Consider the following 26,260-nt stretch of genomic DNA (forward strand, 5'->3'; position numbering starts at 1 on the left):
GAAACTGATTTTATCCGGAGATGAGTCCGGAGATCGGAGCAGCAAAAAATCACATCAATTATATGATTACAATGACAAGCCAGTTATCCAGTCATTTCCCGGCCTTCTGATCTTTTGTGTATGCTTTTCCATTAAGATCCAGAGCGTACGCGATTCCACCACCAGTTCGCCTTTACAATAAAACTCTACTTTCCTGGGCTGCCGGATTCCTTCCGGCACCTCAGGATACGTCTTTACAGTGAGTATGTCATCCAGGTATACCTGTTTTTTGTACCGGATATGGTGATCGAAAAGCATCCAGATGTCCTCTTCATATTCGGTCCCGGATTTCAAAAGGTCCCAGTGTGCTGCGGCAACCATAGCTACCCAATGTACATACTGCACATTATTCACATGGTTATTCCCATCAATATGTTCCTCTGTAACGGTGATTTCTGTTTCATATACCAGGCTCATGTTCTTTACTTTTTATGAATTCCGGTCAAATATATTAACTTTTAAATTTTATCTTAGCATTACAAAACACATATAATGCTGGATTTATTCTTTCCCAACCGTTGCCTGGAATGCAACAGGATTATTGAGGCTGACCTTGCAGTCTGCAACCTCTGCTTCAGCCACATTCATTTTACCCACTTCGATTTTTCCGGGAACAATATCCTGAAGGAGCGATGCCTTCTGCTGTTTCCGGTTGCACATGCCTTTGCGCTGATGCAGTTTGAAAAAGAAAATATAAGCCGTAAAATTGTTCACGAGCTCAAATACAGGAACCGTGAGAAAATAGGGAAAATGATTGCAGGATGGATCCCTCAATACCTGGATTTTAAAGATCATCAACCCGACCTTCTGGTAAGCGTTCCGCTCCATCCCAGAAAACAGAGGGAAAGAGGCTACAACCAGCTTCATGCTTTCACAAATGCCTTATCCGATCTGTATGGAATCCCGGCTGACCACAGCCTGATCAAAAGAAACCATTACTCAAAAGCACAGGCACTGAAGGACAAGCAGCACCGCCTGCAGGCGGAAAATACTTTTTCATTAACCCGGAACATTACCGGAAAACATATCCTCCTGATTGATGATGTGTTCACCACAGGAAATACACTGGCTACCATTGCGTGGGAAATTTTAAGTGAGCCCGGCAATACAGTGAGCGTGCTGGTGATGGCAATGGATGAGTGAGGGTTTTGGGTTGGAGTGTTGGTGAGTTGGTGAGTTGGAGTGTGAGAGGGTTTTGTGGGCGGGATTATTGAGGAAACAATATTTAAAAAATGACAAAAGCTGTATCCTTGAGAATACAGCCTTTATATGGTATAGATCTTTACCTGTGGCCTAGCGCTGAAGTTTTTCGCCATAGCTCAGATCTCCTGCATCACCCAATCCAGGGGTAATATATCCTTTGGAAGTCAGGTTTTCATCGATGGCACCTACCCATATCTTAGCTTCCGGATATTGTTTTTCGATGGTTTCCACGCCCTGCCTGGATGCGATTGCAGCGACGATATGGAGTTCCGTAGGCTTACCGTGAGTCAGCAGGTCCTTGATGACTTCAATAAGGGAAGCTCCGGTCGCGAGCATGGGATCTGCCACGATCAGCGGCCTTCCTTCAATGCTCGGGCACGTAAGGTAATCCTGCTTGATGGAAAAATAATCATTGGCATCATGCTTCCGGTATGCAGCCACAAAACCGCAGTCTGCCTGATCCAGATAATTCAAAATCCCCTGGAATAAAGGAACTCCTGCCCTCAGGATGGTGGTAATAACAGGCTGTACGGCAATTTCTTTTATAGCAACCGTATCGAGCGGGGTCTGGATTTCCACTTCCCGGTGCTCAAGCGTTTTGCTGATTTCAAAAGCGGCTATCTCGCCGATACGTTCCATATTCCTCCTGAAACGCAGCCGGTCATGCTGTATTTTAACATTCCGGAGTTCATTGATCCACTGGTTGACTAATGAAAAGTCTTGTGATAAAATAGTAAGCATGAATGTCTCTTTTTGATTCTGCAAAACTACAAAATTTACTTACGGAATGTCAACACAAATGCAGTATATTTATCCATCAATAAGCACTACAAATACTCATACCAGAGACCCGACAATGATGAACAGTTTAATTTTAGGAAAAACCTGTCCGGAATTTATTAAAGACGAAACACTTCCTCAGCTCTTAAACCCCGTTTTTGAGCGTTACAGGCATAAAACCGCTTTTATTTATAAAGATAAGAAGCTTACCTACGGCGAACTCGACAGCTGGAGCAACGCTATAGCCAGGCAACTCCACCAGAAAGGCGTGATGCCCGGCGACCGCGTCGGCGTCTGGTATCCCCGCAGCCTCGAACTCCCGGTTTGCATCCTGGGTATTTTAAAAGCAGGCGCCACATACATTCCTCTTGACAGGGAAATGCCGGAAGACCGCATCAAAAAAGTTTTTACGGACATTAATGTAAAGACCTATTTTTCTGATACGGATGCCCATATCCATTGCCAGCCCATATCCATTTCCCCGCAGCCGCAGGAAGATGTTCCTGCTTTACCAGTGGACAGCCACCCTGATCATTGGGCCTATGTGTTGTTTACTTCCGGCAGTACCGGAAACCCGAAAGGAATCCCGATTTCCCACCGCAACATCTGCCACCTCATCCGTTCCGAAGAGGATTTCATCGGGATACAAGATACGGATACCGTATACCAGGGCTTTTCGGTTTCTTTTGACATGTGGTGCGAAGAAGTGTGGATCAGTCTTTTTTCCGGGGCAACCATCTGGGTGGCCGATGCCACTACCGTAAAGGCCATTGATGAATTAAGCCAGGTTTTAACGGAGAATAAAATTACCGTTCTCCACGCCGTACCGAGTATTTTGGCCATCATTGATGAGGTGCCCTCCATCCGCCTGATCAATACAGGAGGCGAAGCCTGCACTAAGCAGGTACAGGAAAAATGGGCACAACCGTACCGGATTTTCATCAACAGTTACGGACCTACGGAAACTACGGTTTCTTCCAATATGGCAATCCTTAACCGCAATCAGGAGCTGACCATCGGAGGGCCTTTACCGAATTACCATATCGCGGTCGTTGATGAACAGCTTAATATCGTTCCACGAGGGGAACGCGGAGAAATGATCATTTCCGGCCCGGGAGTAAGCAATGGATATTTCAATCTTCCTGAGCTTACCGGACAGAAATTCCTCCCCAACCCTTTTCCGGAAATGCCGGGGGATACGATTTATAAAACCGGCGACGCTGTGATCTTCCGTGAGGATGGATTTATCGATTTCCAGGGAAGGATCGATGACCAGATCAAGCTCAGGGGTTACAGGATAGAACTGGGCGAAATAGAATCCAGGCTAAACCGGCTTTCCGGAGTTTCATCCGCCGCTGTTGCCGTGAAAGAAGATGCCAATGGACAGGGACAGCTTGTAGGCTATACGGTCATGAACAATGATGCTGCCTTTGATGAAAGCGAAATGCGGAAGGAAATTGCCAAGTTCCTGGCACCGTATATGGTACCGATTGCCATTATCAGGATGAAAGAAATGCCAAGGATGCCGAGCGGAAAAATAGACCGCAAAAGGCTTCCGCTTCCTGAAAGCTTTACCCTCCACGAAAAGACCGAGGAAATCTCTATTGATTCCGCGGCTCCCATTAACGAAAAGCTGATCCAGACGCTGCAATGGGTATTTCCGGGCAAGCCAATCAGCCTGGAACAGGATTTCTTTACAGATCTGGGCGGCCATTCTTTACTGGCAGCCACGCTGGTATCGCATTTGAGACAGAAAGCAGGGATTCCCTATGCTTCTTTAAAAGATATTTACGAAAACCGTCCGCTCTCTGCTTTTGCAGAATGCCTCAGCCATAAGCAGCCCATTGAAGACTGGCATCAGGAGCCTTTCAAACGGGTTTCCACATTGCAGTATTACCTTTGCAATGCCGCACAGACGGTTTGCCTGCTGGCTATTTTTTCGTTGCTGAGCTTTCAGATCTTTTTCCCTTACCTCAGTTATTATTATTTTCAGCTGAATGACTACGGGACCGGTTTTGCACTGCTCAGCGCCATATTGCTGTATACACTTATCCCTCCGGTATATTCCCTGCTGATCATCATCGTCAAATGGCTGGTCATCGGAAAAATCAGGGAAGGGGACTATCCGCTCTGGGGCTGGTATTATTTCAGATGGTGGCTATGGAAAACCGTTAAAAGACTCATGCCCTCGGAATTCATTGTTGAAACACCGTTGTACCCGAAATACCTTAGATTACTGGGTGTAAAAGTACATCCCAGCGCACAGCTGAGCCTTCTTCCCATCGCTGCGGAAGACCTCGTAACGATTGATGCGAATGTCAATACCAGTTCAGGATGCAGCATAGATAATGCTTCCGTAGAAAACGGGATGTTAAGGATCAGGAAAGTGCATATCAAAGCGCATGCTTACTTAGGATCTGCTGCGATCGTATGCGGGGATACGGTGATTGAGGAGTTTGGAGAACTTCAGGACCTGAGCTGCCTGAATGAAGGCAAAAAGATCGGTTACGGTGAGGTCTGGAACGGAAGCCCGGCAGAAAAGCTGAGGATAAAATCGGGGAAAGAACTGGATGCCCCACAGCTTTCTTCGGCCGGAAAAAGAAACAGGTTCGCCTTTTTGTACGCCTGTTCATTATTTTTCTTTCCGCTGCTCATCGTTTTACCGCTGGCTCCTACTTTGTATACGTTGTACTATCTCGACGAACAGTCGCCGGATTACAGCTTTTATTATCTGTGGCAGGCTCCGCTGCTTTCCGCCGTTTATATCCTGCTGTTCATTCTGATCGTAAGCTTGGTGACGAGGGCGCTGCAATATAAAATGGAGCCGGGAATTTATCCGGTATACAGCTTTACGTATTACAGAAAATGGATCAAAGACCAGATTTTCAACCTGTCCCTGATTGTCATCCACCCTATTTTTGCCTCGGTGTACATCAGCAAGTTCTACAGGATGATGGGAGCAAAAGTAGGAAAGAATTCAGAAATCTCTACGGCCAGTGACGTATCACATCACCTGCTGGAAATCGGCGAAGGATCATTTATTGCCGATGCAGTGATCCTGGGCGAACATGATGTAAGAAATGAAAAGCTGATCCTTGAAAAAACGAAAATCGGCAATAACAGCTTCGTGGGCAACAGCGGGCTGATTCCGCAGGGCTATGAGTTGGGGGACAATATGCTCATTGGAGTGCTGAGCAAGGTTCCTACGGAGGAACAGCTTAATAATTCGCAGGAAAAAGACTGGTTCGGGTCTCCGCCTATCGGATTGCCTTCCAGGCAGAAATCAGATGTCTTCCAGGATAACCTTACTTACCATCCGCCTGTGCGGCTGAGAATAGCAAGAGCTTTGGTGGAAGGCATCAGAATTATCCTTCCGCAGACAGTCATTATCATCTGCAGTTTATTGTTCGTGGCTTATACGAGTACCTATATGGAGGGAAGGATTCATCACCTGCTGCTGTTTTCCCCTTTTTATTATCTGGGAATCGTTGCACTTCCCTGTTTTTTCTTTACGGCTCTGCTGAAATGGATTTTCGTAGGAAAATACAAAAAATCGGAAATGCCTATGTACAGCCTTAAAGTATGGCTGAGCGAAGGGATCACCACTTTATACGAGGCACTTCCGGTACAGTTTTTCCTTGATTTCCTGCGTGGAACTTTATGGCTGCCTTTCTTTATGCGCTTCCTGGGAGTGAAGATCGGTAAGAGAGTATGGCTGAATACGACTGATATCACAGAATACGATATGGTTTCCATTGGCGATGAAGCGATGCTGAATGAAGACTGCGGTCCGCAAACACATCTCTTTGAAGACCGGATCATGAAAGTAGGTCCCGTGAAAATCGGCAGGCAGACAACAATCAATACCAGAACAATCATTCTCTACGATACCGAAATCGGTGACCATGTGACCGTAGATGCCTTATCACTCGTGATGAAAGGGGAAGTTTTATCAGATCACACGTCATGGCATGGAAGCCCGGTGAGAGGGAAGTGAGGTATGAATTATAAATGATGATTGATTGTCGGTTGAACAGATCAGTAACTGAATTATTTAAAGCTATTTTTTTAGTTTTAAAAGATTGAATATCATAATATAAAATAAAAAGACTGAACAGTTTATAGCAATCGATTTAACCACTTAAACTTTACTGATGGAGTATACGATCCGGAAAATACATATTAAAGAAAACCTGTCCATTGCGGATGAACTGGTGGGTGAGCTGCACCTTTCGGAAAAGGAAATGAATCCGAATACGGCTGACTGGCCGCTAATCAGGGAGAATTACCTGCGGTTCATGGCTGAATGTGAGGAAGAAAATGACGGGACATTTCTGATCGCGGAAACTGAAGGCAAAGCTATCGGGTTTATTTTCGGATATATCGAGGAAAGGGACGACAGCAATTTCGAACTGGGCGATGCGGATGACCTTTATATTTCGGAGGGTTATGTAAAACCAGAATACCGGAAACAGGGGATTTATTCTGCGCTGAATGCAGCATTTGAAGAGGCTTATAAGCAACATCCTATCAGAAGGATCTACCGTTTCACCCTGTGCAGCAACCTTACCATGCAGAGCTGGCTCTCTAAGCAAGGCTACAGTCCGGTAAGGCTGATGTATGAGAAATGGCTGTAAATCAGAACCGGATCTCCTCAAGGTGCAGCCTACTTACCGTTTCAGGTGTAGCCAGATGAGTCACCGTATCATCGGATAAAAATAAGGGGATAGTACTATATGAACTTTTTTCAACCCAAACCATATCTTCATGTGCATCTACCGAATTCAGTTCACTGTGTATACCCATGCCTGAAGCTTTCAAAACTGCTTCTTTTCGCGTCCAGATGTTATAAAAAGACGTTGTCTGATCTGTCCGGCTTGCTATAAACTCCCTTTCATCAGGATGGAGAAAATCATGATAGAGCTCAGTATCCACCGGTTTCAGGAGTTCTGAATCCACTCCGCAGCTTTTCCCGGAAGTGAGGCATACGATGCTTAACGCATCATGATGGGAAGTACTGAACGAGAGCGCCATTCCTTCCAGGTATGGTTTTGATAAATCATCTTTTCGGTAGCGGTCCCATGAAAAACCCTGGTGAGGAAAATGTTTCCTTACCAGGGTTTCTAATAATAATTTTGACATTACCCTCCCTTTTCTGTCAGCAGGGTTTCTGTATCTGTTCACCGGCTCCGTAATGGAGGCAGGAAGTTGGGCAAAAAGCGCTTCCAGCCGTTCTCCGTCATTCTGACCAGGAAAACTGTATGCGACCCAGACTTCCATAACCGGTTTTATTTCTGTCTGAAATACACTTCAATCGGAACTCCGGTAAACCCGAATTCTTTTCTCAGCTGGTTTTCCGTAAACCTCTTGTAAGGCTCCTTCACGTACTGCGGAAGGTTGCAGAAGAATACGAACTGAGGCGAAGGCGTCGGCAGCTGTACGCAGTATTTGATTTTGATGTACTTCCCTTTGTTCGCCGGCGGCGGGGTTCCTTCAAAGATCGGAAGCATTACTTCGTTTAATTTTGAAGTTTTAATTTTCTTCTTACGGTCTTCATAAACGGTCATGGCGGTTTCCACTACTTTCAGGATCCTCTGTTTCGTTAATGCTGAAACGAACAGGATCGGGATGTCGCTGAACTGACCGATCTTATCCCTGATGGATTTTTCAAAATCCCTGACCGTATTGGTATGCTTATTTTCGACCAAGTCCCATTTATTCACCACGATCACGATGCCTTTCCTGTTTTTCTGAGCCAGCCCGAAAATATTCATATCCTGGGATTCCCAGCCTAAAGTGGCATCCACCATAATGATCACCACATCAGAAAATTCAATGGAACGGATGGAGCGCATCACGGAATAAAATTCCAGGTCCTCTGAAACTTTTGACTTCCTTCTCATCCCGGCAGTATCTACCAGCACGAATTCATGTCCGAATTTATTGTACAGAGTCTGGATACTGTCCCTTGTTGTTCCTGCAACATCCGTTACAATATTCCGGTCTGTATCCAGCAAAGCATTGGTAAGGGTAGATTTTCCTACATTCGGACGGCCGGCAATGGTAATTTTAGGCAATCCTTCGAACGGATCTTTATATTCTGTGGTCGGGAAATCATTAACAATATCATCCAGCAGTTCTCCTGTTCCGGAACCTGTTGCAGAAGATAAGGTGTAATATTTTTCGATACCCAGCTGATAAAATTCCGTAGCGGCCAGCTCCTCCTTAGCGGAATCCACTTTGTTCACAACGATGTAAACCGGCTTGTTCGATCTTCTCAGCATCTCAAAGATTTCATAATCGGTATCGGTAAGGCCTTCTTCCACATTCAGCATGAAAATGATTGAAGTGGCTTCATCCACAGCAAGCTGAACCTGTTTTGATATTTCCCCCTGGAAAACGTCATCGTTATTCACGTCATACCCTCCGGTATCGATCACGGTGAAATCTACACCATTCCAGTCGGATTTCCCATAGTGACGGTCACGGGTTACCCCGGCAGTAGCATCTACAATGGCTTCCCTTCTTTCCAGTAAACGATTAAAAAGTGTTGATTTTCCTACGTTGGGACGCCCAACGATTGCGACAATATTCGACATAAAAAATGTTTAATAAGCTAATTATTAATGGGTTTCTCCAACCTTTGGAGCCCAATTTTTTTGCAAAGATAAGGTTTTATTATTTAACCTCAATTCAGGTTAAATCATGAAGAACAGAATCATATGATGTTTTAAGTTGAACAGGGATGTAAAGTGTATCATTTATTCTGCTGTTTTTATTTCAGATGCCTGAAGAGCAAAAAAACAGCCCGAAGGCTGTCTTTAGAGAATAGGTAACTAACAAATCAACTACATTAAATCAAATCTGTCTAAATTCATCACTTTGACCCACGCGGATACAAAGTCTTTTATAAATTTTTCATGGGCGTCTGAAGCGGCATACACTTCTGCCACTGCTCTCAGTTCAGCATTGGAACCGAATACCAGGTCCGCCCGTGTGGCAGTCCACTTCAGTTCGCCGGTTTTACGGTCCCTTCCTTCATAAACTTCATTGTCCTGCGAAGCAGATTTCCATTGGGTATTCATATCCAGGAGATTAACAAAGAAATCATTGGTTAACACTTCTTTCTTCTGTGTGAAAATACCATGGGAAGAACCGTCATAATTAGCACCCAGGGCACGCATTCCGCCGATTAACACGGTTAATTCCGGTGCGGTAAGGGTTAGAAGCTGTGCTTTATCAATAAGAAGGGATTCTGTGGATACGGAAAATTTCTTTTTCAGGTAATTTCTGAATCCGTCTGCTGCCGGCTCAAGATACCTCATGGATTCTACATCCGTCTGCTCCTGTGAAGCATCAGTACGTCCTGCCGTGAAAGGCACTTCCACAGAGTGTCCGGCTTCTGCGGCCGCTTTCTCAACAGCTGCGCTTCCTGCCAGGACGATCAGGTCGGCAATGGATATTTTTTTGTTTCCGCCTTGTGCGCCGTTAAATTCTTTCCGGATATATTCCAGTACACCCAATACTTTCTGCAGCTGTGCCGGATTATTCACTTCCCAGTTTTTCTGAGGCTCAAGCCGGATTCTAGCACCGTTGGCACCGCCGCGTTTGTCGCTTCCCCTGAATGTTGAAGCGGAAGCCCAGGCTGTGGAAACCAGTTCTGAAATGCTTAATCCGGAATTCAGGATTTTATCTTTCAGGGCTTTTATGTCAGAATCATCCACCAGCTCATGGTCTACAGCAGGAACCGGATCCTGCCAGATCAGCTCTTCCTGAGGAACATCCGGTCCCAAATACCGGGCACGCGGTCCCATATCCCTGTGCGTCAGCTTGAACCATGCCCTTGCAAAGGCATCGGCAAAAGCATCCGGGTTTTCATAAAAATGCCTTGAAATCTTTTCATATTCAGGGTCCATTCTTAATGAAAGGTCAGTGGTAAGCATGGTAGGCCTGTGTTTTTTAGAAGCGTCGAATGCATCAGGAATAATTTCCTCTGCATTCTTTGCCACCCACTGGTGCGCTCCTGCCGGGCTTTTCGTCAATTCCCAGTCGTGCTCGAAAAGATTTTTAAAGAAATAATTGCTCCACTGGGTAGGTGTTTCCGTCCAGGTCACTTCTAGTCCGCTGGTAATGGTATCCGGACCTTTCCCTGATTTATAAGTACTTTCCCATCCAAGTCCCTGTGATTCTATGCCGGCCGCTTCAGGCTCTTTTCCTACATGGTCTGCCGGTCCGGCACCATGGGTTTTCCCGAATGTGTGGCCGCCGGCAATCAGTGCTACGGTTTCTTCATCATTCATGGCCATACGACCGAAGGTATCACGGATATCTTTTGCGGCTGCAATCGGATCGGGATTTCCGTCCGGTCCTTCCGGGTTTACGTAGATCAGTCCCATCTGGACTGCAGCCAGGGGTTTCTCAAGATCTCTGGAATGGATTTTTCCATCAGCATCATCATCAGCTGAAAGGACACCGTGGTTTTCAACAACCCCTTCTGATCCGTGGGAATATCTTATGTCACCGCCCAGCCAGGTTTTTTCTTCTCCCCAGTATACATCCTGATCCGGTTCCCATACATCCGCCCGGCCGCCTGCAAATCCGAAGGTTTTAAAGCCCATGGATTCCAGTGCTACGTTTCCGGTAAGGATAAGAAGGTCAGCCCATGATATTTTTTTCCCGTATTTCTGTTTGATCGGCCATAACAGGCGTCTTGCTTTATCCAGGCTCACGTTATCCGGCCAGCTGTTCAGCGGAGCGAATCTCTGCTGTCCGGCTCCGGCGCCTCCCCTTCCGTCTCCTACACGGTACGTTCCGGCGCTGTGCCATGCCATACGGATGAACAGAGGGCCATAATGCCCGAAATCTGCCGGCCACCAGTCCTGAGAGTCGGTCATCAGTTCATGAAGGTCCTTTTTAACAGCCTCAAGATCGAGGATTTTAAAAGCTTCTGCATAATCAAAATCCTCATCCATCGGATTGGATTTTGATGAGTGTTGCCTTAGAATATCCACCCTAAGCTGATCCGGCCACCAGTCCCTGTTCTGGGTACCGCCGCCGGCTACATTTTCCTGTTTCATGGCCCCGTTATGAAACGGGCATTTGCTGATGTCATTTAAATCTTTTCCTTCCATTATAGTTCTTGTTTATGTTATTCAGATATTATTATTGATGTTACAAACATACTCCAGTTTAGCCATAAATACAATCTATTAATTTTAATCTCTACAATAGTGAAAAACTATAACCTCATCATTTATTCTTCCGGTTTAAAAATTGCATACTGACCTAAAAAGCAGAAATTCACTTCAATAGTGTTTCGTCCAAATAAATTTAATTATTTTTATATCATGTCAAAACATTCCATATGAAAAAAATATTAACTATTGTTCTGGTTGCCTTTATCATGATGCAGTTTTTTCCTATTGATAAGACAAATCCTCCGTTGAATAAAGGGATGGATTTTATCAACATCAAAAAAACGCCTGCTGAGACGGCAAAGATCATCAGGGCGTCATGTTATGACTGTCATTCCAATGAAACCCGCTATCCCTGGTATTCGAATATTTCCCCAGCTTCATGGCTGCTCAAAAACCACATTGATGAGGGCCGTAAAGAACTGAATTTTTCAACCTTTTCGTCGTATCCTGCTAAGATACAGGCACACAAATTGCAGGAATGTATTGACATGGTGGTTAATAAGGAGATGCCTCTCGAAACTTATATCGTGGGCCACCAGGAAGCCAAACTGACGGATAAGCAGCGGAACGAGCTTGCAGCATACTTCAGAAAAATGAAAGATGATACTGAACGTAAAATAATGCTTTTAAAATAACCATCATGCAGGAGGGATTTACCAATAAATATATTGTCTTTTTCGACGGGGACTGCGGCGTATGTAATTTCTGGGTACAATGGATCCTGGAAAGGGATACCAAAGACCAGTTTATGTTTGCTTCCCTTCAATCGGAATTTGGGCAGAAATTCTTATCTGACAGAGGGCTGGATACCAAAGTTTTCAACACCATGTATCTCTGGAAGCCCAATTCTTATTATCTGATCAAGTCCAGGGCCGTATTGGAGATTGCCCGGCTATTGGGAGGAATATATCAGCTTTCCGTAGTAGGTAAGATTATTCCGAGCTTTTTAAGCGACAAACTGTACGATGTGGTTTCTAAAAACCGCATGAAACTGGCTAATCAGAAATGCTACCTTCCCACTCCTCACCAGAGGAAAAAATTCATTGAAGTTTAAATAAGATAAGATCAAAACAAAGGCTGCTTGTAAGAGAGCAGCCTTTTGGTTTATTGATTCAGGGACCATATGGAATAACTGTTGGGAGGACTCTGGATTTTCACCCACTGATATCCCTGGGTCGTGGGATACCAGCTGGAGTTTCCGGTGAAATCCTTGATCTGTTTACCGGCCCAGTTGGTCTGTATCCATCGTTCCTGCCATGAAGAGGAATTATTGATGTATACCACGAGTCCCGGGTTTCCGTTATACCCGTTCCGTCTGGCAATATATTCGTCATTATCCGTATACAGGATAGAAGTTGTTCCCGTTGCTTTATTATTGTGGATCCAGATAAGGTTATTGAGGCGCTCTTTATTCAGCCATTCTTCATAATCGCGGTAGAAGATCGTGGGATACCCTTCATGGGTAAGAATGTAGGCATAGGCGAGCATTTTGTTGTAGATGATATCCGTATCATGGTTCGCTACGAAAGTCACTGCCTTATAGGGGTTCCTTTTCCACATCATATCATCATTCAGCGCATTCAGGTTATTATTGTCAAAGGCCTCATCCATTTTGTAGTAAGCGGCAAAATCAAACACAGAGCTGTTGGCATTATTAGCCCACCATTCAAGAGTATTGACATTCGAATCCCATAATTCGCCCACAGAGAAACCGCCTACGCTGGAATTCCAGTTGTTCACTACCCAGGGCCCGAAACCTTTTACATAATCAAATCTCCATCCGTCAAATTTCATGGTATTCTTATAATATTTTGCCACAGAGTCATCCCTTCCCCAAAGCCAGTCCTGCACATACGGATTGGCATGGCAGAGGTCCGGATAACCCCCGAAAGCGCCTTCATCATTATCTCCATAGGAATTCTTATAAAAATCATTGTAATTCCTCGGGAATTTCCCTGAAGCCACTCCTGAAAAGTTCGTCCAGGTATTGTTTCCGGTGTACGGATTGTATTCGGATTGCCCGCCACTGTTGTGGTTGATAACAATATCGGCATATACCTGCATATTTTCCGCATGAGCCTTGGTAACGAGCGCTTCCAGTTCAGTTCTTGACCCGAAGCGGGTTTCCACGGTTCCGTTCTGGTTAAAATTCCCGAAATCATAATAATCGGTAGGGTCATATCCCATAGAGTACGGCCCGTTCTGAGCTTTTGAGGCCGGTGGCAGCCATACGGCACCAATTCCCGCATTGGACCAGTCGGTTAATTTCCCTTTTACGGTATCCCACCAGGTACCGCCTGCAGGCACATCCCAGTAAAACCCCTGCATCAGTACACCGCCTCCCGGTCCGGCAACAAATTTTGCGGTTGAAGATCCGTTTCCCGTACTGAAAGGCCGTCCGTCATGGTGGGTGACATCCACAGTTTTATTGTGCACCTCTGCCTGTGAAGCAGGCAGTATCTCGTCATTGCTCCGGCAGGAAACCACTGATCCCAGTGCCAGGCAGTAATACAGTAAAGCTGATTTTTTCATAAGCGCATTTAAATTATTAAACCTGTACCTAAATTACAATTTTATTGAAACAAATCCCGGACGGACTGAAATAATTTAATTTTTATTCATTCATAATAAAATGATCCGGCCTGTTTTCTTATTAAGAAATGATAAACTTTTAAGATTTTCAGGATAGATTTTCTTTTAATGCATATATTTGCACATTATGGAATATAACACCCAAAAAACTCAGCTTTATATGCCGGAATACGGCAGGATTATACAACAGTTGGTTGAGCGCTGCAAAGAAGTTTCCGATAAAGAGGAAAGAAATGAAATGGCGGCAGCAATCATCGATTTTATGGGTCAGAGAAACCCTCAGCTCCGTGACGAAGAAAATTACAATCATAAACTCTGGGACCATCTATTCATCCTGTCCGATTATGACCTGGATGTAGATTCCCCATATCCTTTCCCTACCCGTGAACAGCTGGCCGAAAAGCCTAAGCGCATGGAGTATCCCAAACTTCAGGGGGAATTCAAATTTTACGGGAAAAGTATCCTGCAGCTGATCGATAAAGCTATAGAACTGGAACCCGGTGAAGAAAAGGAAGCCCTGATTGAAGTGATTGCCAACAATATGAAGAAATCCTACAATGTTTACAATAAGGAACATGTAACGGATGATGTCATTTTCCGTCACCTGAAAGAGCTTTCTGAAAACAGGCTGGACCTGACCGGAATAGAATCGCTGGAAAAGAGCAAGATCTATTACACCAGCAATAACAACAGGAACAACAATAACAACAACAAAAACAACAATAATAATAAAAACCAGCCCAATAAAAAAAGACACAATTATAAAAACAGAAAATAAGATGAGTGGGACATTTCAAATACGGGGAGGAAAAAGACTGCAAGGTGAAATCACTCCACAAGGGGCCAAAAATGAGGCGCTGCAGATTTTATGTGCAGTGCTGCTAACCGATGATGAAGTAAGAATCAACAATATCCCGGACATCCATGATGTCAACAGGCTGATTGAAATCCTGGGAGACTTCGGTGTTCGCGTTACCCAGAACGGAAAAGGCGATTACACTTTTAAATCAGATAAAGTAAACTTCAATTATATCAAGTCCGATGAGTTCAAAAAGGATGGTGCCAAGCTGCGCGGGTCCATTATGCTGATGGGTCCTATGCTTGCCCGTTACGGAGAAGCATATATGCCGACTCCCGGCGGCGACAAAATCGGACGAAGAAGGCTGGACACCCATTTCCAGGGCCTTGTAGAACTGGGCGCTGAATTTCATTATGATGAGGAAGAAAACTATTATTCCCTGAAAGCCAAGGAACTGAGAGGAAAGTTCATCCTTCTGGAAGAAGCTTCAGTAACCGGAACAGCCAATATTGTGATGGCTGCCGTCCTGGCGAAAGGGAAAACCAGAATCTACAATGCTGCCTGCGAACCTTACCTTCAGCAACTCTGCAAAATGCTCAACCGCATGGGGGCCAATATTTCCGGTATCGGCTCGAACCTCCTGACGATTGAAGGCGTTGAATACCTTCACGGAACGGAGCATACCATGCTTCCGGATATGGTGGAAATCGGTTCGTGGATCGGACTGGCTGCCATGACGAAATCTGAAATCACGATTAAAAACGTCAACTGGAACCAGCTGGGTGTGATCCCGAATACGTTCCGAAAACTCGGCATCGAGCTTGAACAGAGCAATGACGACATTTATATTCCTGCTCAGGAGAACTATAAAATCCAGAAATTCATCGACGGATCCATCCTTACCGTTTCGGATGCTCCATGGCCGGGCTTCACACCGGATCTTCTATCTATTGTGCTTGTCGTGGCCACCCAGGCCAAAGGAAGCCTTCTCATCCACCAGAAAATGTTTGAATCCAGGTTGTTTTTCGTGGACAAACTGATCGACATGGGCGCACAGATCATTTTATGCGATCCGCACCGGGCAACAGTAATCGGGCTCAACCAGGAAACACCGCTCAGAGGAACCACCATGGTCTCCCCTGACATCCGTGCCGGAAATGCCCTTCTTATCGCAGCCCTTTCTGCGGAAGGCAAATCCATCATCCACAATATCGAACAGATTGACCGCGGTTATGAAAATATCGATGGTAGATTGAAAGCCATCGGTGCAGATATCGAACGGATTTAATTGATTGGTATTACATTTTATAAATAGAGGCTGCTTGATGAGCAGCCTTTTTTTGTGGTACTATACTGAGAAGTTCATTTTCTTCTGATAAATAATTCCTAATAACAAAATCAGAGGACACTAATGTTCTGATTTTTTGAAGTTTTATCGTATTAATTACTGAATAGTTTTTCTATTTTATATTTTAGTAATCTATTAATTTTTTAGTCTTTCGTACTATTTCCTGCCAATTAGGATCATCAAGAATAACAGCAGCATCATATTTATTTTTATATAGCTCGGGCTCCTGATAAGTATCCAGCATTGTCTTCAATTGAGATAATGCATATGATAAAGCCAGAGTTTTAGCTTAAATATATTTTATAAAGAATGGATTTATTTTGATACCTTTAGATCCTCCTACATGAATTAATCTATCAATCTTATTAGCTCTGCTAAATATAATTTTTTATTATTCAGTATATAATTTTGCGGAATATTTATAATATATTCTTTCTTCTCTTTTAACTTACTTTTTTGCAATGATAAGTTGGTATTATGTACGCCGTTATAATTTCTAATAAAATTACACACAGACTGGTCATCTTTATCAATTACGTATAATGTATCACCGTTATGAATGTTTTTTACCAAATAGAAATTCGACTGGCTTTTCTCTGCTGCGGAGTAGTAAGATAATAATTTGACGTAAATGTTTCTTTGCGGTTCGACTAAATCAGAAAAAATCACTTTCTTTTCAGTTAAAATTTCTTTTTCCTTGCATGAAAGAAAAGCAAAGAATATAACTAAAATTATATTTTTCATTCTGTATTTACTGGATTAATATTTTGACTATTTGGTTGCCTGCCTTGTATAATCTATATCCTACTAATTTATTTAATAGTAAACCTGTACTTGTATTGTAAAATTACTTTTTTAAGTGTTCTTATTAAATGTCACTGCCTATCATATAAAATAACAAGACATTAGCATCAGTGAGAAGGATTAAAAAATTATTCTTTTATTTTCTGAATAATATTAATCAGCTCATCGTAGGTACTTTCTTCTTCCTCTTCAATTATTTCTCCTGTGTCGTATTTTCCAATAATAACATTGTATTTATGAGTTCTGTCATAATTAAAGCTGAAACGTATATCAAAGTATTTTCAATTTGAATACCTATTGCTGTAGTATCTGCTTCCCAAAAATCAACAAGTTTATAGTTTCGTACTGATTCTCTACTTAGCTTTATAAGTAATTTATTTATTTCAGTATTTTTATTTTCCAAAATTTTAATTGATATATAGCTTCAAAAACTTATCTTTATGAATATTACTACTGAAATAGTAGTAAATTTAAACCTATACTACGTTTCATTCAAAAATACATTTAAGATCAAGTACCGGATATTAAAAATAAAAATGAATGCTGGTTTATATAATAAAGCCAATTCAAACATTTTTATAATTTTTTCTGCATTAAATGATCTTTTTTTTTAGTTCATATAATGACTTAGATATTAACTCTAAATCAGTAATATGCTCATCTTCAAATTCATCAATAGTACATTTTGAAGTTTTATCTATTAATGAAAAAAGCCCATCATTCCATAATCTGTTAAATTCATCAGAGGTTATAGTAAGTTCAACAATTTGTTCTGGAGAAGTCATATCAAAATCCAATGCAATTTGCGCTTCTTTATTTTTAGGGACAATAATTATCTTTGACACATTAATTAATATTCGTAAATATATTAATTAAATATATTGAGTCTAGCTTCTACATAACTACTTGCATCCATTACATTTTAAAGTTATAAATATTTATCTAATAGTTTTCTTATTCTTCGCTTTCTAAATTTATTATAGTATGTTACTTTCAAATAAGCTCTGGAGTTGTTCCTGAACAAAGTTTGGAGAATCTTTCAGGGTAATGGATATTGCCATTCATGTCACATGTCATAGGTGAGCTGTTCATTATAATTATTTTTATTGACCACTGATGATCCAGGTCTGAGTAGACGCCCTGCTGGAGCCTATTGAATTGGTTATAAGAAAAAGAATACCTTATTTCAAGAAGCCGCCCCGGACGATGCCGGGACGGCCATTGTAATCAAAACCAATATGAATCTTTTTAAGTGTACTTCCGGCAGGTATATGCTACTGAAGTACTCAGCAACCTGTTCTGTATAAGATAATGCTCCAGCCTTTGATGATCTTCCGCGCTTACATCGATATACAGCTGCACATACCCGAAATCCCGGCCGTCAAGGTACTCTATCTGTGCAGACAGCACCCGGTGGCAGATTCCGAACTTACGGTACATCGCATTCATCAGATGCTCGAGCTTCATCTTACCATTCAGCTCAATTTCAAGTATCAGTTCCCTGGTTTCCTGTAAAGGCGGACTGTGCAGCGCATGCAGTTCGCGGTCAGATCTTATCATAGTAAAGGCATTAGTGGGTCATTATTTTATGTCATTAAATCTTTAGCAAAAATATAAAAAAATATTACCCTATAAAATTAGTAGACTAATAATTTTCAATTTTAACATTTTAGCTCCTAAACTAAAAAAAAGAGCTATACTACAATTCCCGGATCCTTTGCAGCTTTTCCGAACCTGCGAGCCCGTTGGGATTACAACCAGGCTGCCCTTCCGGAACTTCAAGACCCTTCTGTTGATAGAATTTCTGCCAGAATTCATTGATTGTTCCGGTTTCAGGATCGACGAATGTCATCGGCTCCAGGGTAAAAATATGGTTTTCCCTGAATGCCCGTTCCACAAAATCTGAACAGTAATAGGAATTCTCATCGAGGATATAGTTGAAATTATAAGGTTTGCCTGTCATGGACTCTGCTTTTTCCAGCGCAGCAGGTATGGCTGTACAGTATGGTGGCTTTAAGCGGTATACGACTATTCTCTGTCCGTCATCAGACCTGTCTTTCAGGAAATCTTTCAGAGGCTGCTTTTGGGAACCGCCTTCAGGCGCTGCATGCAATACATAAGGATGATGACCGGACCATGTCAGAATCCCGATATGGTCAAAAGAAGCCTGTGCCTGCTTTTGGGTCACATTATTGATGGCTCCGGAAAGCCCGGTCGGTTTTGCCGTTACAAAGAGCAGATCGCCGTTTTTCAGGTCTGCTACCCGGGAACTCCTGCAGCTGCAAAGCACTGCTGCCATGCACACGGCAAAGAAGAGTTGCAGCAGGCTACTTTTTCTTAAAATTCTTTTCATAGCATTCAATCCAGTTCCGCACGGTAATCTTTTTACACAGTTCGGCAATCAGTTCCATAGGAATATCATCCATTTTTTTAAACCTGACGCATGATTTCCCCATATCCAGCTTCCGCTTTGAATATTTGGGATATTCACTGGTAAACCATGCCAGCAGTTCCGGCTGGGCATACATTCCCATATGGTACAGGGCAATAAAATTTTTCTGTGAGGCAATGCTGATAAAAGGCAACGGCGTTCCGGGGCTGCAATGGTAACCTGCAGGATAGAGATCCAGCGGAACACCCCAGCCCGGCATTCCGTACCCCATCCCGAACGTGAATCCTTCAGGAAGGTTGGTATCGATCGTATCTGAAAGCTTTTTGAATATGTCCTGCCTTTCTTCAGGAATCTGTGACAGGTATTCTTCTGCCGATAAAGCTGTAGTCTGCATGTATTGCCGTTTTTGAAAGGCTAAAATTATTAAAATTTACAGATAGTTGATTTCAAAACACGATTATTTTCTTATTGGAAAATTAAATCTTATTTTTGTCATACAAATTTTTAAACAATGCCGAACATTTCAAACAGAGCACTGCACATGCCGCCTTCACCGGTAAGAAAACTGGTTCCCTTCGCTTTACAGGCCAAGCAAAAAGGAATAAAAGTATATCACCTCAACATCGGGCAGCCCGATATTGAAACTCCGGAAACGGCTTTGAATGCTTTAAAGAACATTGATTTAAAAGTATTGGAATATGCTTTATCCGAAGGTAACACGGAGTACAGGAAGGCCCTTACCGAATACTATCATTCGCTAAGTTTTACGGATCTGACGCCTGATAACTTCATCGTGACCAACGGTGGATCCGAGGCGCTGAATTTCGCCATCTCAACATTATGCGATGACGGTGATGAAGTGATTATTCCTGAACCGTATTATGCGAATTATAATGGATTCACGAGCACATTCAATGTGAATGTGGTAGCCGTGCCTTCAAGCATTGATACCGGGTTTGCCCTGCCTCCGATTGAAGATTTCGAAAAGAAGATCACCGCAAGGACAAGAGCCATCGTAATCTGTAATCCTGGAAACCCAACCGGTTATCTGTATACACGCGAAGAGCTTCAGAAACTGGCAGAAATTGCCTTGAAATATGACATTGTCGTAATTTCTGATGAAGTGTACAGGGAATATGTATATGACGGCAAACAACAGGTTTCCATGCTGGCCTTCCCTGAACTGAGCGAAAACTGCATCATCATTGATTCTGAATCCAAGCGGTATTCCATGTGCGGCGTAAGGATCGGGTGTATGATTACCCGTTCCAAAAAAATACGAGATGCTGCCATGCTTTTTGCACAGGCCAGGTTAAGCCCTGTGCTTTTAGGCCAGATTGCAGCGACAGCCGCCCACCAGAATGACGGTGCTTACATCAGAGCCGTGAGAGAAGAATATACCCACCGAAGAAACGTACTTGTAGATTTACTCAATGCTATCCCAGGTGTGATCTGCCCGAAACCGAAAGGCGCTTTCTACTGCGTGGCTGAACTTCCGGTAGATGATACGGAAAAATTTGCCCAATGGCTTCTGGAAAGTTATACCAATGTAAACCGCGACACCATTATGGTGGCTCCTGCGGGTGGATTTTACAGTGATCCGGAACTTGGTAAAAAGCAGGTAAGGATTGCCTACGTTTTAAAAGAGGAAGATTTAAGAAGAAGTGTGGAGATTTTAAAGGATGCGCTTGAAAAATACAAAGCGGAATTTACCCTTTAATCCTTGATATAAGATGTCAGCAATACAGCCCATACGGATGAAATTCTTCTTCCCCATCGTTGTATTGCTGATTTTTTTTTCGTGCAGCAAAGAACCTGAAAAGCCCGGGCCGGCATCTTCCGGCGAAATCAGCCAGATTATCCTTTCTTACATCGGAGGAAACCACGGATCCTATACCATCATTAAAGTAAGCCCGGACTCCATTCATGTGGAAAAAGGCAATACCACAGATAAGAGCCATACGGAGAACAATATAGCCATCAGCGAAGCCTCCTGGCAACAGCTCATCAAGCCTATTGACATCCGTGCGCTCAATAAGATCCGGAGCTCACCGAGCCGGCAATCCGTAGACCGTACCGACGAAACATTTCAGGTAAAAACACGCAACAAAGTCCATGTATATGTGAACGCGTACACCGATACGCTCCATTACAGGCAGCTGGAAAATTTTAAAATTCAACTGGAAAAGATCCTTCCGAAAGACCATCATTAAACCATGCAAGAAAACGTTTCCTTACAGCCGTACAATACTTTCGGTGTTGAAGCCGAAGCCCGATATTTCACTGAAATCCATACGCCTGAAGAATTGAAGGCAGCCGTTAACTTTTCTTCTTCACGCGCCCTGAAAACCCTATTACTGGGAGGAGGCAGCAACATCCTGCTGACCGGGGATTTCGACGGACTGGCCATCAGGCTAAACCTGAAAGGGATTTCTGAACAGCCGGATGGTGTTAACCATATCTTGGTGACTGCACAGGCAGGGGAAAACTGGCATGAGTTCGTGATGTACTGCCTGGAAAAAAATTATGGCGGACTGGAAAACCTTGCCCTGATTCCCGGCAATGTAGGGACTTGCCCGATCCAGAACATCGGAGCCTACGGAACAGAGATCAAAGATGTTTTCGTACGATGCAGCGTTTTGAACCTCAGCACCATGGAAACGGAAGATTTCGAGCTCGAAAAATGCCGCTTCGGTTACCGTGATTCGATATTCAAGCAGGAAGGAAAAGGGCAATACATTATCCTGAGCGTAACCTTCAGGCTAACAACTCAGCATCACAGCATCAAAACAGAATATGGCGCCATTCGTGGCGAGCTTAGCAATGCAGGAATCGCAGAGCCTACCATCCGTGATGTGGCTCAGGCCGTCGTCCACATACGCAAGAGCAAACTGCCGGACCCGAAAGAAACAGGTAATGCAGGAAGCTTCTTTAAAAACCCGACGATTCCGTTACTACAGTTTGAGGAATTGCAGATCCGGTTTCCCCATATTCAGGGGTATCCTAACGGAGATGCTGTAAAAGTTCCTGCCGGGTGGCTGATTGAGCAGTGCGGATGGAAGGGCAAACAGATTGGCAATGTAGCTTCACATCCATTACAGGCCCTCGTTATCATTAATGCAACCGGGCAGGCAACCGGTAAAGAGATTTTTGATTTTTCCACCCTGATTATTGATTCCGTACGGGAAAAGTTCGGGATCGATCTGGAACGGGAGGTAAATATCATTTAAAACAGTGATACTTTGCTTATTAAACTGGGTTAAACTTAATGGAGTTCAGCTCAATTCAAATCAATCATATAACAAAAACACAGTTATGAAAATCACGATCCTCGGAGCCGGAAACATGGGCCTGTCTTTTTAAAAATCATTCCTGAAATACGAACTGACAGAGCCTGAAAACCTTCATTTGATCATAAGAAACCCTGCCAGGTTCACTAAAATAGCCGAAGAATTCCCGAAGTCGGAAATTTCAACGTTTGATCAGCTAAAGGAACTGAAAGCAGACATTATCATCCTGGCCGTTAAGCCTCAGGACTTTCTTCACCTTGCTGAAAACTTCAGGTTTAAACTGAAAGAACACCAAATGGTTTTATCCATTATGGCTGGAATTAAGATCGAAAAAATACAGAAAGCACTGAGCCATCCTACAGTGGTAAGGGCCATGCCTAACGCTCCTACCTTTCTCGGAATGGGGATTACAGGCTATACCGCCGCAGAAGGAATTCCCTTCAGCCAGCTGATGCATATTGAACGGTTACTGAATTCTACCGGAAGATCGGTTTACCTGGAAGATGAAGGACTGCTGGATGGTGTAACGGCGCTTTCAGGAAGTGGGCCGGCATACTTTTATTACATTGTCGATGCGATGATCAAAGCCGGGGTTGAGATGGGAATCCAGGAGAGCCTGTCCAGGCTTTTTGTGAAACAGACCCTACTGGGCGCTTACCATCTGATCAATAATTCCGACAAGAGCCTGGAAGAACTCATCAGCGATGTTGCTTCAAAAGGCGGAACCACCGAAGCTGCCCTGAATACGTTCAATGAGCACACCCTGAAAGACATCCTGAAAAACGGGATCCTGAATGCGGAGAAACGCGCCAGAGAACTGAATGGCTGATTCAGAAATCAAAGGGAACAAATAACACCTACATGCGGAATCACTGAATAAAATCCGGCATTATCTTCAACTGGAAACAAATGTACTCCTAAGAGAGCGAATGTAAAAATCTGATATTTATCATTTATTTTAATTTATTCTAAATAAGATTTAAACGGAGGGAATTAAATTATTAGATTTGCGCTCTGCTTATCTGAAAATCCAGTAAATCAATGTCAATCAGGTTTTTAACATCTATAATCCTATTTTTATCCGGCTCTCAGCTCTTATTGGCCCAAAACGAGAAATTACAGCTTACTGTTTATATTACCGGTAAATCGGGTGAGAAACTTTCCGATGTTACGGTTAGCTCTTCAGAAACTTCCCTGGTTACGGATCGAAATGGCAGTGCTATTGTGCATTTAAAAGCTGGAAAACATCATTTACAGTTCAGTCACCCTAACTACCAGGAAAAAGAATCCGATATTGATTTAAAAATTTCCACCATACTGACGATTCAGCTGCAGCCAGTGGATAAGCTGGAAGAAGTGGTGATGTTTTCTAAAGAAGGAAAAGGACTGACAACGAAAACCGTGATCGACCGCAAGGCTATGGAACATCTGCAGCCTTCAAGCTTTACGGACCTGATGGAACTCTTACCGGGAGGATTGGCGAAGGTGCCTGACCTGAATGCGAATAACCGTCCGGTGCTCCGTGAAAACAGGGGCAGTTTTTCCGCAACTACCACAGATTACAATACCACCGCTCTCGGAGTACAGTTCATGGTAGACGGAAATGTACTAAATTCCAATGCAGACATGCAGGTTTCCCTCGACAATAAACAATTTGCAGAAGGCCCCAGAGACCGTGAAACGGCAATAACGGGAGTGGATATGCGGACCATTTCCACCAATGACATTGAAAAAGTGGAAATCATCCGCGGAATCCCTTCTGCTTCCTATGGAGACCTGACTTCAGGGGTTATCAAAATTGAACGCAAGATCGGCCAGTCGCCCTTGCAGGCAAGGTTTAAAGCAGACGGTTTCAGTAAGCAATATTATGTGGGAAAAGGCTTCAACATCAACAATAACTGGCAGATCAGTGCCGGAGCAGATTTCCTTGATTCTAAAGCCACCCCGACAGACGATTTTGAGAATTATCAACGGATAACAGCGTCTGTCCGATCGAGAAAAAAAGGCATGTTGTGGTCCAATCCCCTGGAATGGCGTTCCAGTATTGATTTTTCCACCAACATCGATTCGAAGAAAAATGATCCCGATAACGGGGCACCTGAAATTGACCGCTATAGGCAAACCCGGACGAGGATCAGCCTGACCAATAACTTTATCTACGCTCTGGCCAAAGCGTATTTCTTTGATCAAATCACATTCAATACCGCTATCAGGCAAGGAGTTGAAAAAATTGACCAGACCAAACTTGTCCAGCTATCCGGCCCAAGATCCTTTTCTTTGGCTACCGAACAGGGTGAAAATGTCGGCGTATTTCCCGCTCTGCGGTATATCAGTGATTTTTCTACAGATGGGAAGCCACTGGATATCACGGCTCTTTTTCAAACGACAGGAACAAGAAAAACCTGGGGAATCAGGCATCAGTATGAAGCCGGACTTGACTGGAGGTATTCAAAAAACAACGGAAAAGGGCTGGTGTACGATATGAACTCACCGTATTCGGCAGCTTTCAGCAATACCAGGCCAAGGCCTTTCAACGATATTCCGGCCTCCAACCTTTTGGCCGCCTTCCTGGGTGACCGGATGAGTTATGCGATTGACCGCCATATCTTCACATTATATGCAGGCGTTAGATTTTCCAGACAACTGGGAACAGACCGCTCGTATGCCATCAGCAAAAAAGTGTTTGCGGAACCAAGGATCAACCTTCAGTATAACCTTCCGCATATCATGATCCATGATGTCCCGCTCAAAGCAGACATTACTTTGGGATACGGACAGTTTTATAAACAGCCTACCCTCCTAATGCTGTACCCGAACAGGAAATTCTGGGATTACACCCAGCTCAATTATTACCATAACGATGAACGGTACCGGTATGTAAATTTCATGACGTATGTGCAGAATCTGGAAAATAAGGAACTGACCGCTGCCAAAAGCATCAAGAAAGAAATACGGCTCGACCTCTCCTACCGCAACCACAATGTATTCATTACTTATTTTAAGGAAGATATGACGAATGGTTTCCGCCAGATGCTCCATACAGTACTGCATACGTACAAGCAGTATGACGCTTCACAGGTGGATCTTTCTCAATGGAATAACGGTCCCGACCTCGCCCATACGCCTTATGTGGAAAAAAAGACCAATGCAAACTACAGTCTTACCGAAAACGGAAGCACCACGATTAAAAACGGTATCGAATTCGGATATACGTCACCGCGTTTCAAAGCCATCAATACCAGGTTTACCCTGAGCGGAGCCTACTTTAAAACACAGTACAGGAACTCAATGCCTGTGACCGAAAGCCCTTCATTATCCATAGGTCCTGACGGATATCCTTACTATGGAATCTATCAGAACGATGAAGGATACGTCAATTCCAATATGAACTACAATCTTTTTGTCGATACCTACATTCCCAAAATGGACCTTACGATTTCCGCGTCGTTCCAGGGCAGCTTCTTCGACTACAGAAGAAAAGACCAGCGTATTGCCGAACCGATGTATTATTATGGGATCGACGGCATCCTGCATCCTTTTACTGACGCAGACAGAACCGACGCCTATAAGCAATGGCTCGTAAGGAATGTATCGGTAACGGATAATATGCCTACTGAACTCACCTTTACGTTTGCCGCCAACCTAAAAGTGACCAAAAGTATCTACAGGGACATTAAAACCTCGATGTTCGTCACCAGGATTTTTAATTACAGCGCCCCGTATTACTTTAATAACCTCCGGATAGATAGAAAAGCAGCCAACAGGCCGTATTTCGGAATGGAGCTTACCTATAATTTTTAATATCAATTACATACA

General features: G+C 43.5%; 24 protein-coding genes. 12 read left to right on the plus strand and 12 right to left on the minus strand.

Going from position 1 to position 26,260, the window contains the following annotated elements:
- Positions 1 to 66: 66 nt before the first annotated feature.
- Positions 67 to 456: an acyl-CoA thioesterase gene (locus tag CGB83_RS08535; protein ID WP_100075415.1), complete on the minus strand. Its 390-nt coding sequence runs from the start codon at positions 454 to 456 to the stop codon at positions 67 to 69.
- Between the two features lie 75 nt (positions 457 to 531).
- Here CGB83_RS08535 and CGB83_RS08540 point away from each other — a divergent pair, with 75 nt between their 5' ends.
- The gene (locus CGB83_RS08540) at positions 532 to 1,182 is read left to right on the plus strand and encodes a ComF family protein (RefSeq protein WP_228420138.1); all 651 of its coding nucleotides are present in this window, start codon (positions 532 to 534) and stop codon (positions 1,180 to 1,182) included.
- Between the two features lie 150 nt (positions 1,183 to 1,332).
- Here the strand turns inward: CGB83_RS08540 and upp are convergent, their stop codons facing one another.
- Positions 1,333 to 1,983, minus strand: coding sequence for a uracil phosphoribosyltransferase (gene upp / locus CGB83_RS08545; RefSeq protein WP_100075417.1), 651 nt, complete (start codon positions 1,981 to 1,983; stop codon positions 1,333 to 1,335).
- A 115-nt stretch (positions 1,984 to 2,098) separates the two neighbouring features.
- Here upp and CGB83_RS08550 point away from each other — a divergent pair, with 115 nt between their 5' ends.
- Together CGB83_RS08550 and CGB83_RS08555 are read left to right on the plus strand one after the other, a co-directional pair.
- The gene (locus CGB83_RS08550; RefSeq protein WP_100077548.1) at positions 2,099 to 6,019 is read left to right on the plus strand and encodes a Pls/PosA family non-ribosomal peptide synthetase; all 3,921 of its coding nucleotides are present in this window, start codon (positions 2,099 to 2,101) and stop codon (positions 6,017 to 6,019) included.
- Positions 6,020 to 6,176: 157 nt separating this feature from the next.
- Entirely contained in the window at positions 6,177 to 6,659 is a 483-nt protein-coding gene (locus CGB83_RS08555; RefSeq protein ID WP_100075418.1) for a GNAT family N-acetyltransferase, read from the plus strand.
- Position 6,660: 1 nt separating this feature from the next.
- Here CGB83_RS08555 and CGB83_RS08560 read toward each other — a convergent pair whose 3' ends face one another.
- From CGB83_RS08560 to katG, 3 genes are all read right to left on the minus strand, one after another.
- Positions 6,661 to 7,302, minus strand: coding sequence for a 4'-phosphopantetheinyl transferase family protein (locus CGB83_RS08560; RefSeq protein WP_100075419.1), 642 nt, complete (start codon positions 7,300 to 7,302; stop codon positions 6,661 to 6,663).
- Between the two features lie 8 nt (positions 7,303 to 7,310).
- Positions 7,311 to 8,621 carry a ribosome biogenesis GTPase Der gene (der, locus tag CGB83_RS08565; protein WP_100075420.1) on the minus strand — a complete coding sequence of 437 codons (1,311 nt, stop codon included), beginning with the start codon at positions 8,619 to 8,621 and terminating at the stop codon, positions 7,311 to 7,313.
- Positions 8,622 to 8,870: 249 nt separating this feature from the next.
- Entirely contained in the window at positions 8,871 to 11,153 is a 2,283-nt protein-coding gene (gene katG, locus CGB83_RS08570) for a catalase/peroxidase HPI (protein ID WP_100075421.1), read from the minus strand.
- Between the two features lie 233 nt (positions 11,154 to 11,386).
- On the opposite strand from katG, the gene CGB83_RS08575 reads away from it, so the two are divergent.
- Together CGB83_RS08575 and CGB83_RS08580 are read left to right on the plus strand one after the other, a co-directional pair.
- The gene (locus CGB83_RS08575; protein ID WP_100075422.1) at positions 11,387 to 11,854 is read left to right on the plus strand and encodes a heme-binding domain-containing protein; all 468 of its coding nucleotides are present in this window, start codon (positions 11,387 to 11,389) and stop codon (positions 11,852 to 11,854) included.
- A 5-nt stretch (positions 11,855 to 11,859) separates the two neighbouring features.
- Positions 11,860 to 12,273 (plus strand): thiol-disulfide oxidoreductase DCC family protein, encoded by a 414-nt coding sequence (locus tag CGB83_RS08580; protein ID WP_100075423.1) that lies wholly within the window; start codon positions 11,860 to 11,862, stop codon positions 12,271 to 12,273.
- Positions 12,274 to 12,323: 50 nt separating this feature from the next.
- Here the strand turns inward: CGB83_RS08580 and CGB83_RS08585 are convergent, their stop codons facing one another.
- Positions 12,324 to 13,751 carry an alpha-amylase gene (locus CGB83_RS08585; protein WP_100075424.1) on the minus strand — a complete coding sequence of 476 codons (1,428 nt, stop codon included), beginning with the start codon at positions 13,749 to 13,751 and terminating at the stop codon, positions 12,324 to 12,326.
- 187 nt (positions 13,752 to 13,938) lie between these two features.
- Between CGB83_RS08585 and CGB83_RS08590 the strand changes: the two genes are divergently transcribed.
- Complete coding sequence (locus CGB83_RS08590) at positions 13,939 to 14,589, plus strand: DUF4290 domain-containing protein (RefSeq protein WP_100075425.1); 651 nt, start codon at positions 13,939 to 13,941, stop codon at positions 14,587 to 14,589.
- Between the two features lies 1 nt (position 14,590).
- A complete protein-coding gene (murA, locus tag CGB83_RS08595; RefSeq protein WP_100075426.1) occupies positions 14,591 to 15,898 on the plus strand; it encodes a UDP-N-acetylglucosamine 1-carboxyvinyltransferase in 1,308 nt (435 codons plus the stop codon).
- Positions 15,899 to 16,306: 408 nt separating this feature from the next.
- Here murA and CGB83_RS08600 read toward each other — a convergent pair whose 3' ends face one another.
- From CGB83_RS08600 to CGB83_RS08625, 6 genes are all read right to left on the minus strand, one after another.
- Positions 16,307 to 16,702 (minus strand): hypothetical protein, encoded by a 396-nt coding sequence (locus CGB83_RS08600; protein WP_100075427.1) that lies wholly within the window; start codon positions 16,700 to 16,702, stop codon positions 16,307 to 16,309.
- A 253-nt stretch (positions 16,703 to 16,955) separates the two neighbouring features.
- Entirely contained in the window at positions 16,956 to 17,165 is a 210-nt protein-coding gene (locus tag CGB83_RS08605) for a hypothetical protein (protein ID WP_100075428.1), read from the minus strand.
- Positions 17,166 to 17,355: 190 nt separating this feature from the next.
- Positions 17,356 to 17,607 (minus strand): hypothetical protein, encoded by a 252-nt coding sequence (locus CGB83_RS08610; protein ID WP_228420140.1) that lies wholly within the window; start codon positions 17,605 to 17,607, stop codon positions 17,356 to 17,358.
- Positions 17,608 to 18,010: 403 nt separating this feature from the next.
- Positions 18,011 to 18,322 carry an NIL domain-containing protein gene (locus CGB83_RS08615; protein WP_100075429.1) on the minus strand — a complete coding sequence of 104 codons (312 nt, stop codon included), beginning with the start codon at positions 18,320 to 18,322 and terminating at the stop codon, positions 18,011 to 18,013.
- A gap of 139 nt (positions 18,323 to 18,461) precedes the next feature.
- Positions 18,462 to 19,115: a YiiX/YebB-like N1pC/P60 family cysteine hydrolase gene (locus tag CGB83_RS08620; RefSeq protein WP_100075430.1), complete on the minus strand. Its 654-nt coding sequence runs from the start codon at positions 19,113 to 19,115 to the stop codon at positions 18,462 to 18,464.
- Positions 19,090 to 19,548 carry a DUF1801 domain-containing protein gene (locus tag CGB83_RS08625; RefSeq protein ID WP_100075431.1) on the minus strand — a complete coding sequence of 153 codons (459 nt, stop codon included), beginning with the start codon at positions 19,546 to 19,548 and terminating at the stop codon, positions 19,090 to 19,092. Before CGB83_RS08625 ends, CGB83_RS08620 begins: the two co-directional genes overlap by 26 nt.
- A gap of 117 nt (positions 19,549 to 19,665) precedes the next feature.
- On the opposite strand from CGB83_RS08625, the gene CGB83_RS08630 reads away from it, so the two are divergent.
- The 5 genes from CGB83_RS08630 (at position 19,666) to CGB83_RS08650 (ending at position 26,245) form a co-directional block, all read left to right on the plus strand.
- Positions 19,666 to 20,874, plus strand: a complete 1,209-nt coding sequence (locus tag CGB83_RS08630) for a pyridoxal phosphate-dependent aminotransferase (RefSeq protein ID WP_100075432.1) — start codon at positions 19,666 to 19,668, stop codon at positions 20,872 to 20,874.
- A 13-nt stretch (positions 20,875 to 20,887) separates the two neighbouring features.
- Positions 20,888 to 21,367, plus strand: a complete 480-nt coding sequence (locus tag CGB83_RS08635; RefSeq protein ID WP_100075433.1) for a hypothetical protein — start codon at positions 20,888 to 20,890, stop codon at positions 21,365 to 21,367.
- Between the two features lie 3 nt (positions 21,368 to 21,370).
- Positions 21,371 to 22,384, plus strand: a complete 1,014-nt coding sequence (gene murB / locus CGB83_RS08640) for a UDP-N-acetylmuramate dehydrogenase (protein WP_100075434.1) — start codon at positions 21,371 to 21,373, stop codon at positions 22,382 to 22,384.
- Between the two features lie 178 nt (positions 22,385 to 22,562).
- Positions 22,563 to 23,273, plus strand: coding sequence for a pyrroline-5-carboxylate reductase family protein (locus tag CGB83_RS08645; RefSeq protein ID WP_228420142.1), 711 nt, complete (start codon positions 22,563 to 22,565; stop codon positions 23,271 to 23,273).
- Positions 23,274 to 23,485: 212 nt separating this feature from the next.
- On the plus strand, positions 23,486 to 26,245 hold the full coding sequence (locus CGB83_RS08650; protein WP_100075435.1) for a TonB-dependent receptor: 2,760 nt from the start codon (positions 23,486 to 23,488) through the stop codon (positions 26,243 to 26,245).
- Positions 26,246 to 26,260 lie beyond the last annotated feature (15 nt).

It is taken from the genome of Chryseobacterium camelliae (genome assembly GCF_002770595.1).
GTDB lineage: Bacteria > Bacteroidota > Bacteroidia > Flavobacteriales > Weeksellaceae > Chryseobacterium > Chryseobacterium camelliae.

Coding starts and splice junctions, on each gene's coding strand:
- CGB83_RS08635 (WP_100075433.1), top strand. CDS start 20,888: ATGTCAGCAATACAGCCCATACGGATGAAATTCTTCTTCCCCATCGTT.
- CGB83_RS08590 (WP_100075425.1), top strand. CDS start 13,939: ATGGAATATAACACCCAAAAAACTCAGCTTTATATGCCGGAATACGGC.
- CGB83_RS08620 (WP_100075430.1), bottom strand. CDS start 19,115: ATGAAAAGAATTTTAAGAAAAAGTAGCCTGCTGCAACTCTTCTTTGCC.
- CGB83_RS08585 (WP_100075424.1), bottom strand. CDS start 13,751: ATGAAAAAATCAGCTTTACTGTATTACTGCCTGGCACTGGGATCAGTG.
- murA (WP_100075426.1), top strand. CDS start 14,591: ATGAGTGGGACATTTCAAATACGGGGAGGAAAAAGACTGCAAGGTGAA.
- CGB83_RS08630 (WP_100075432.1), top strand. CDS start 19,666: ATGCCGAACATTTCAAACAGAGCACTGCACATGCCGCCTTCACCGGTA.
- katG (WP_100075421.1), bottom strand. CDS start 11,153: ATGGAAGGAAAAGATTTAAATGACATCAGCAAATGCCCGTTTCATAAC.
- upp (WP_100075417.1), bottom strand. CDS start 1,983: ATGCTTACTATTTTATCACAAGACTTTTCATTAGTCAACCAGTGGATC.
- CGB83_RS08615 (WP_100075429.1), bottom strand. CDS start 18,322: ATGATAAGATCTGACCGCGAACTGCATGCGCTGCACAGTCCGCCTTTA.
- CGB83_RS08555 (WP_100075418.1), top strand. CDS start 6,177: ATGGAGTATACGATCCGGAAAATACATATTAAAGAAAACCTGTCCATT.
- CGB83_RS08580 (WP_100075423.1), top strand. CDS start 11,860: ATGCAGGAGGGATTTACCAATAAATATATTGTCTTTTTCGACGGGGAC.
- CGB83_RS08600 (WP_100075427.1), bottom strand. CDS start 16,702: ATGAAAAATATAATTTTAGTTATATTCTTTGCTTTTCTTTCATGCAAG.
- CGB83_RS08560 (WP_100075419.1), bottom strand. CDS start 7,302: ATGGAAGTCTGGGTCGCATACAGTTTTCCTGGTCAGAATGACGGAGAA.
- CGB83_RS08650 (WP_100075435.1), top strand. CDS start 23,486: ATGTCAATCAGGTTTTTAACATCTATAATCCTATTTTTATCCGGCTCT.
- murB (WP_100075434.1), top strand. CDS start 21,371: ATGCAAGAAAACGTTTCCTTACAGCCGTACAATACTTTCGGTGTTGAA.
- CGB83_RS08550 (WP_100077548.1), top strand. CDS start 2,099: ATGATGAACAGTTTAATTTTAGGAAAAACCTGTCCGGAATTTATTAAA.
- CGB83_RS08575 (WP_100075422.1), top strand. CDS start 11,387: ATGAAAAAAATATTAACTATTGTTCTGGTTGCCTTTATCATGATGCAG.
- CGB83_RS08625 (WP_100075431.1), bottom strand. CDS start 19,548: ATGCAGACTACAGCTTTATCGGCAGAAGAATACCTGTCACAGATTCCT.
- CGB83_RS08535 (WP_100075415.1), bottom strand. CDS start 456: ATGAGCCTGGTATATGAAACAGAAATCACCGTTACAGAGGAACATATT.
- der (WP_100075420.1), bottom strand. CDS start 8,621: ATGTCGAATATTGTCGCAATCGTTGGGCGTCCCAACGTAGGAAAATCA.
- CGB83_RS08540 (WP_228420138.1), top strand. CDS start 532: ATGCTGGATTTATTCTTTCCCAACCGTTGCCTGGAATGCAACAGGATT.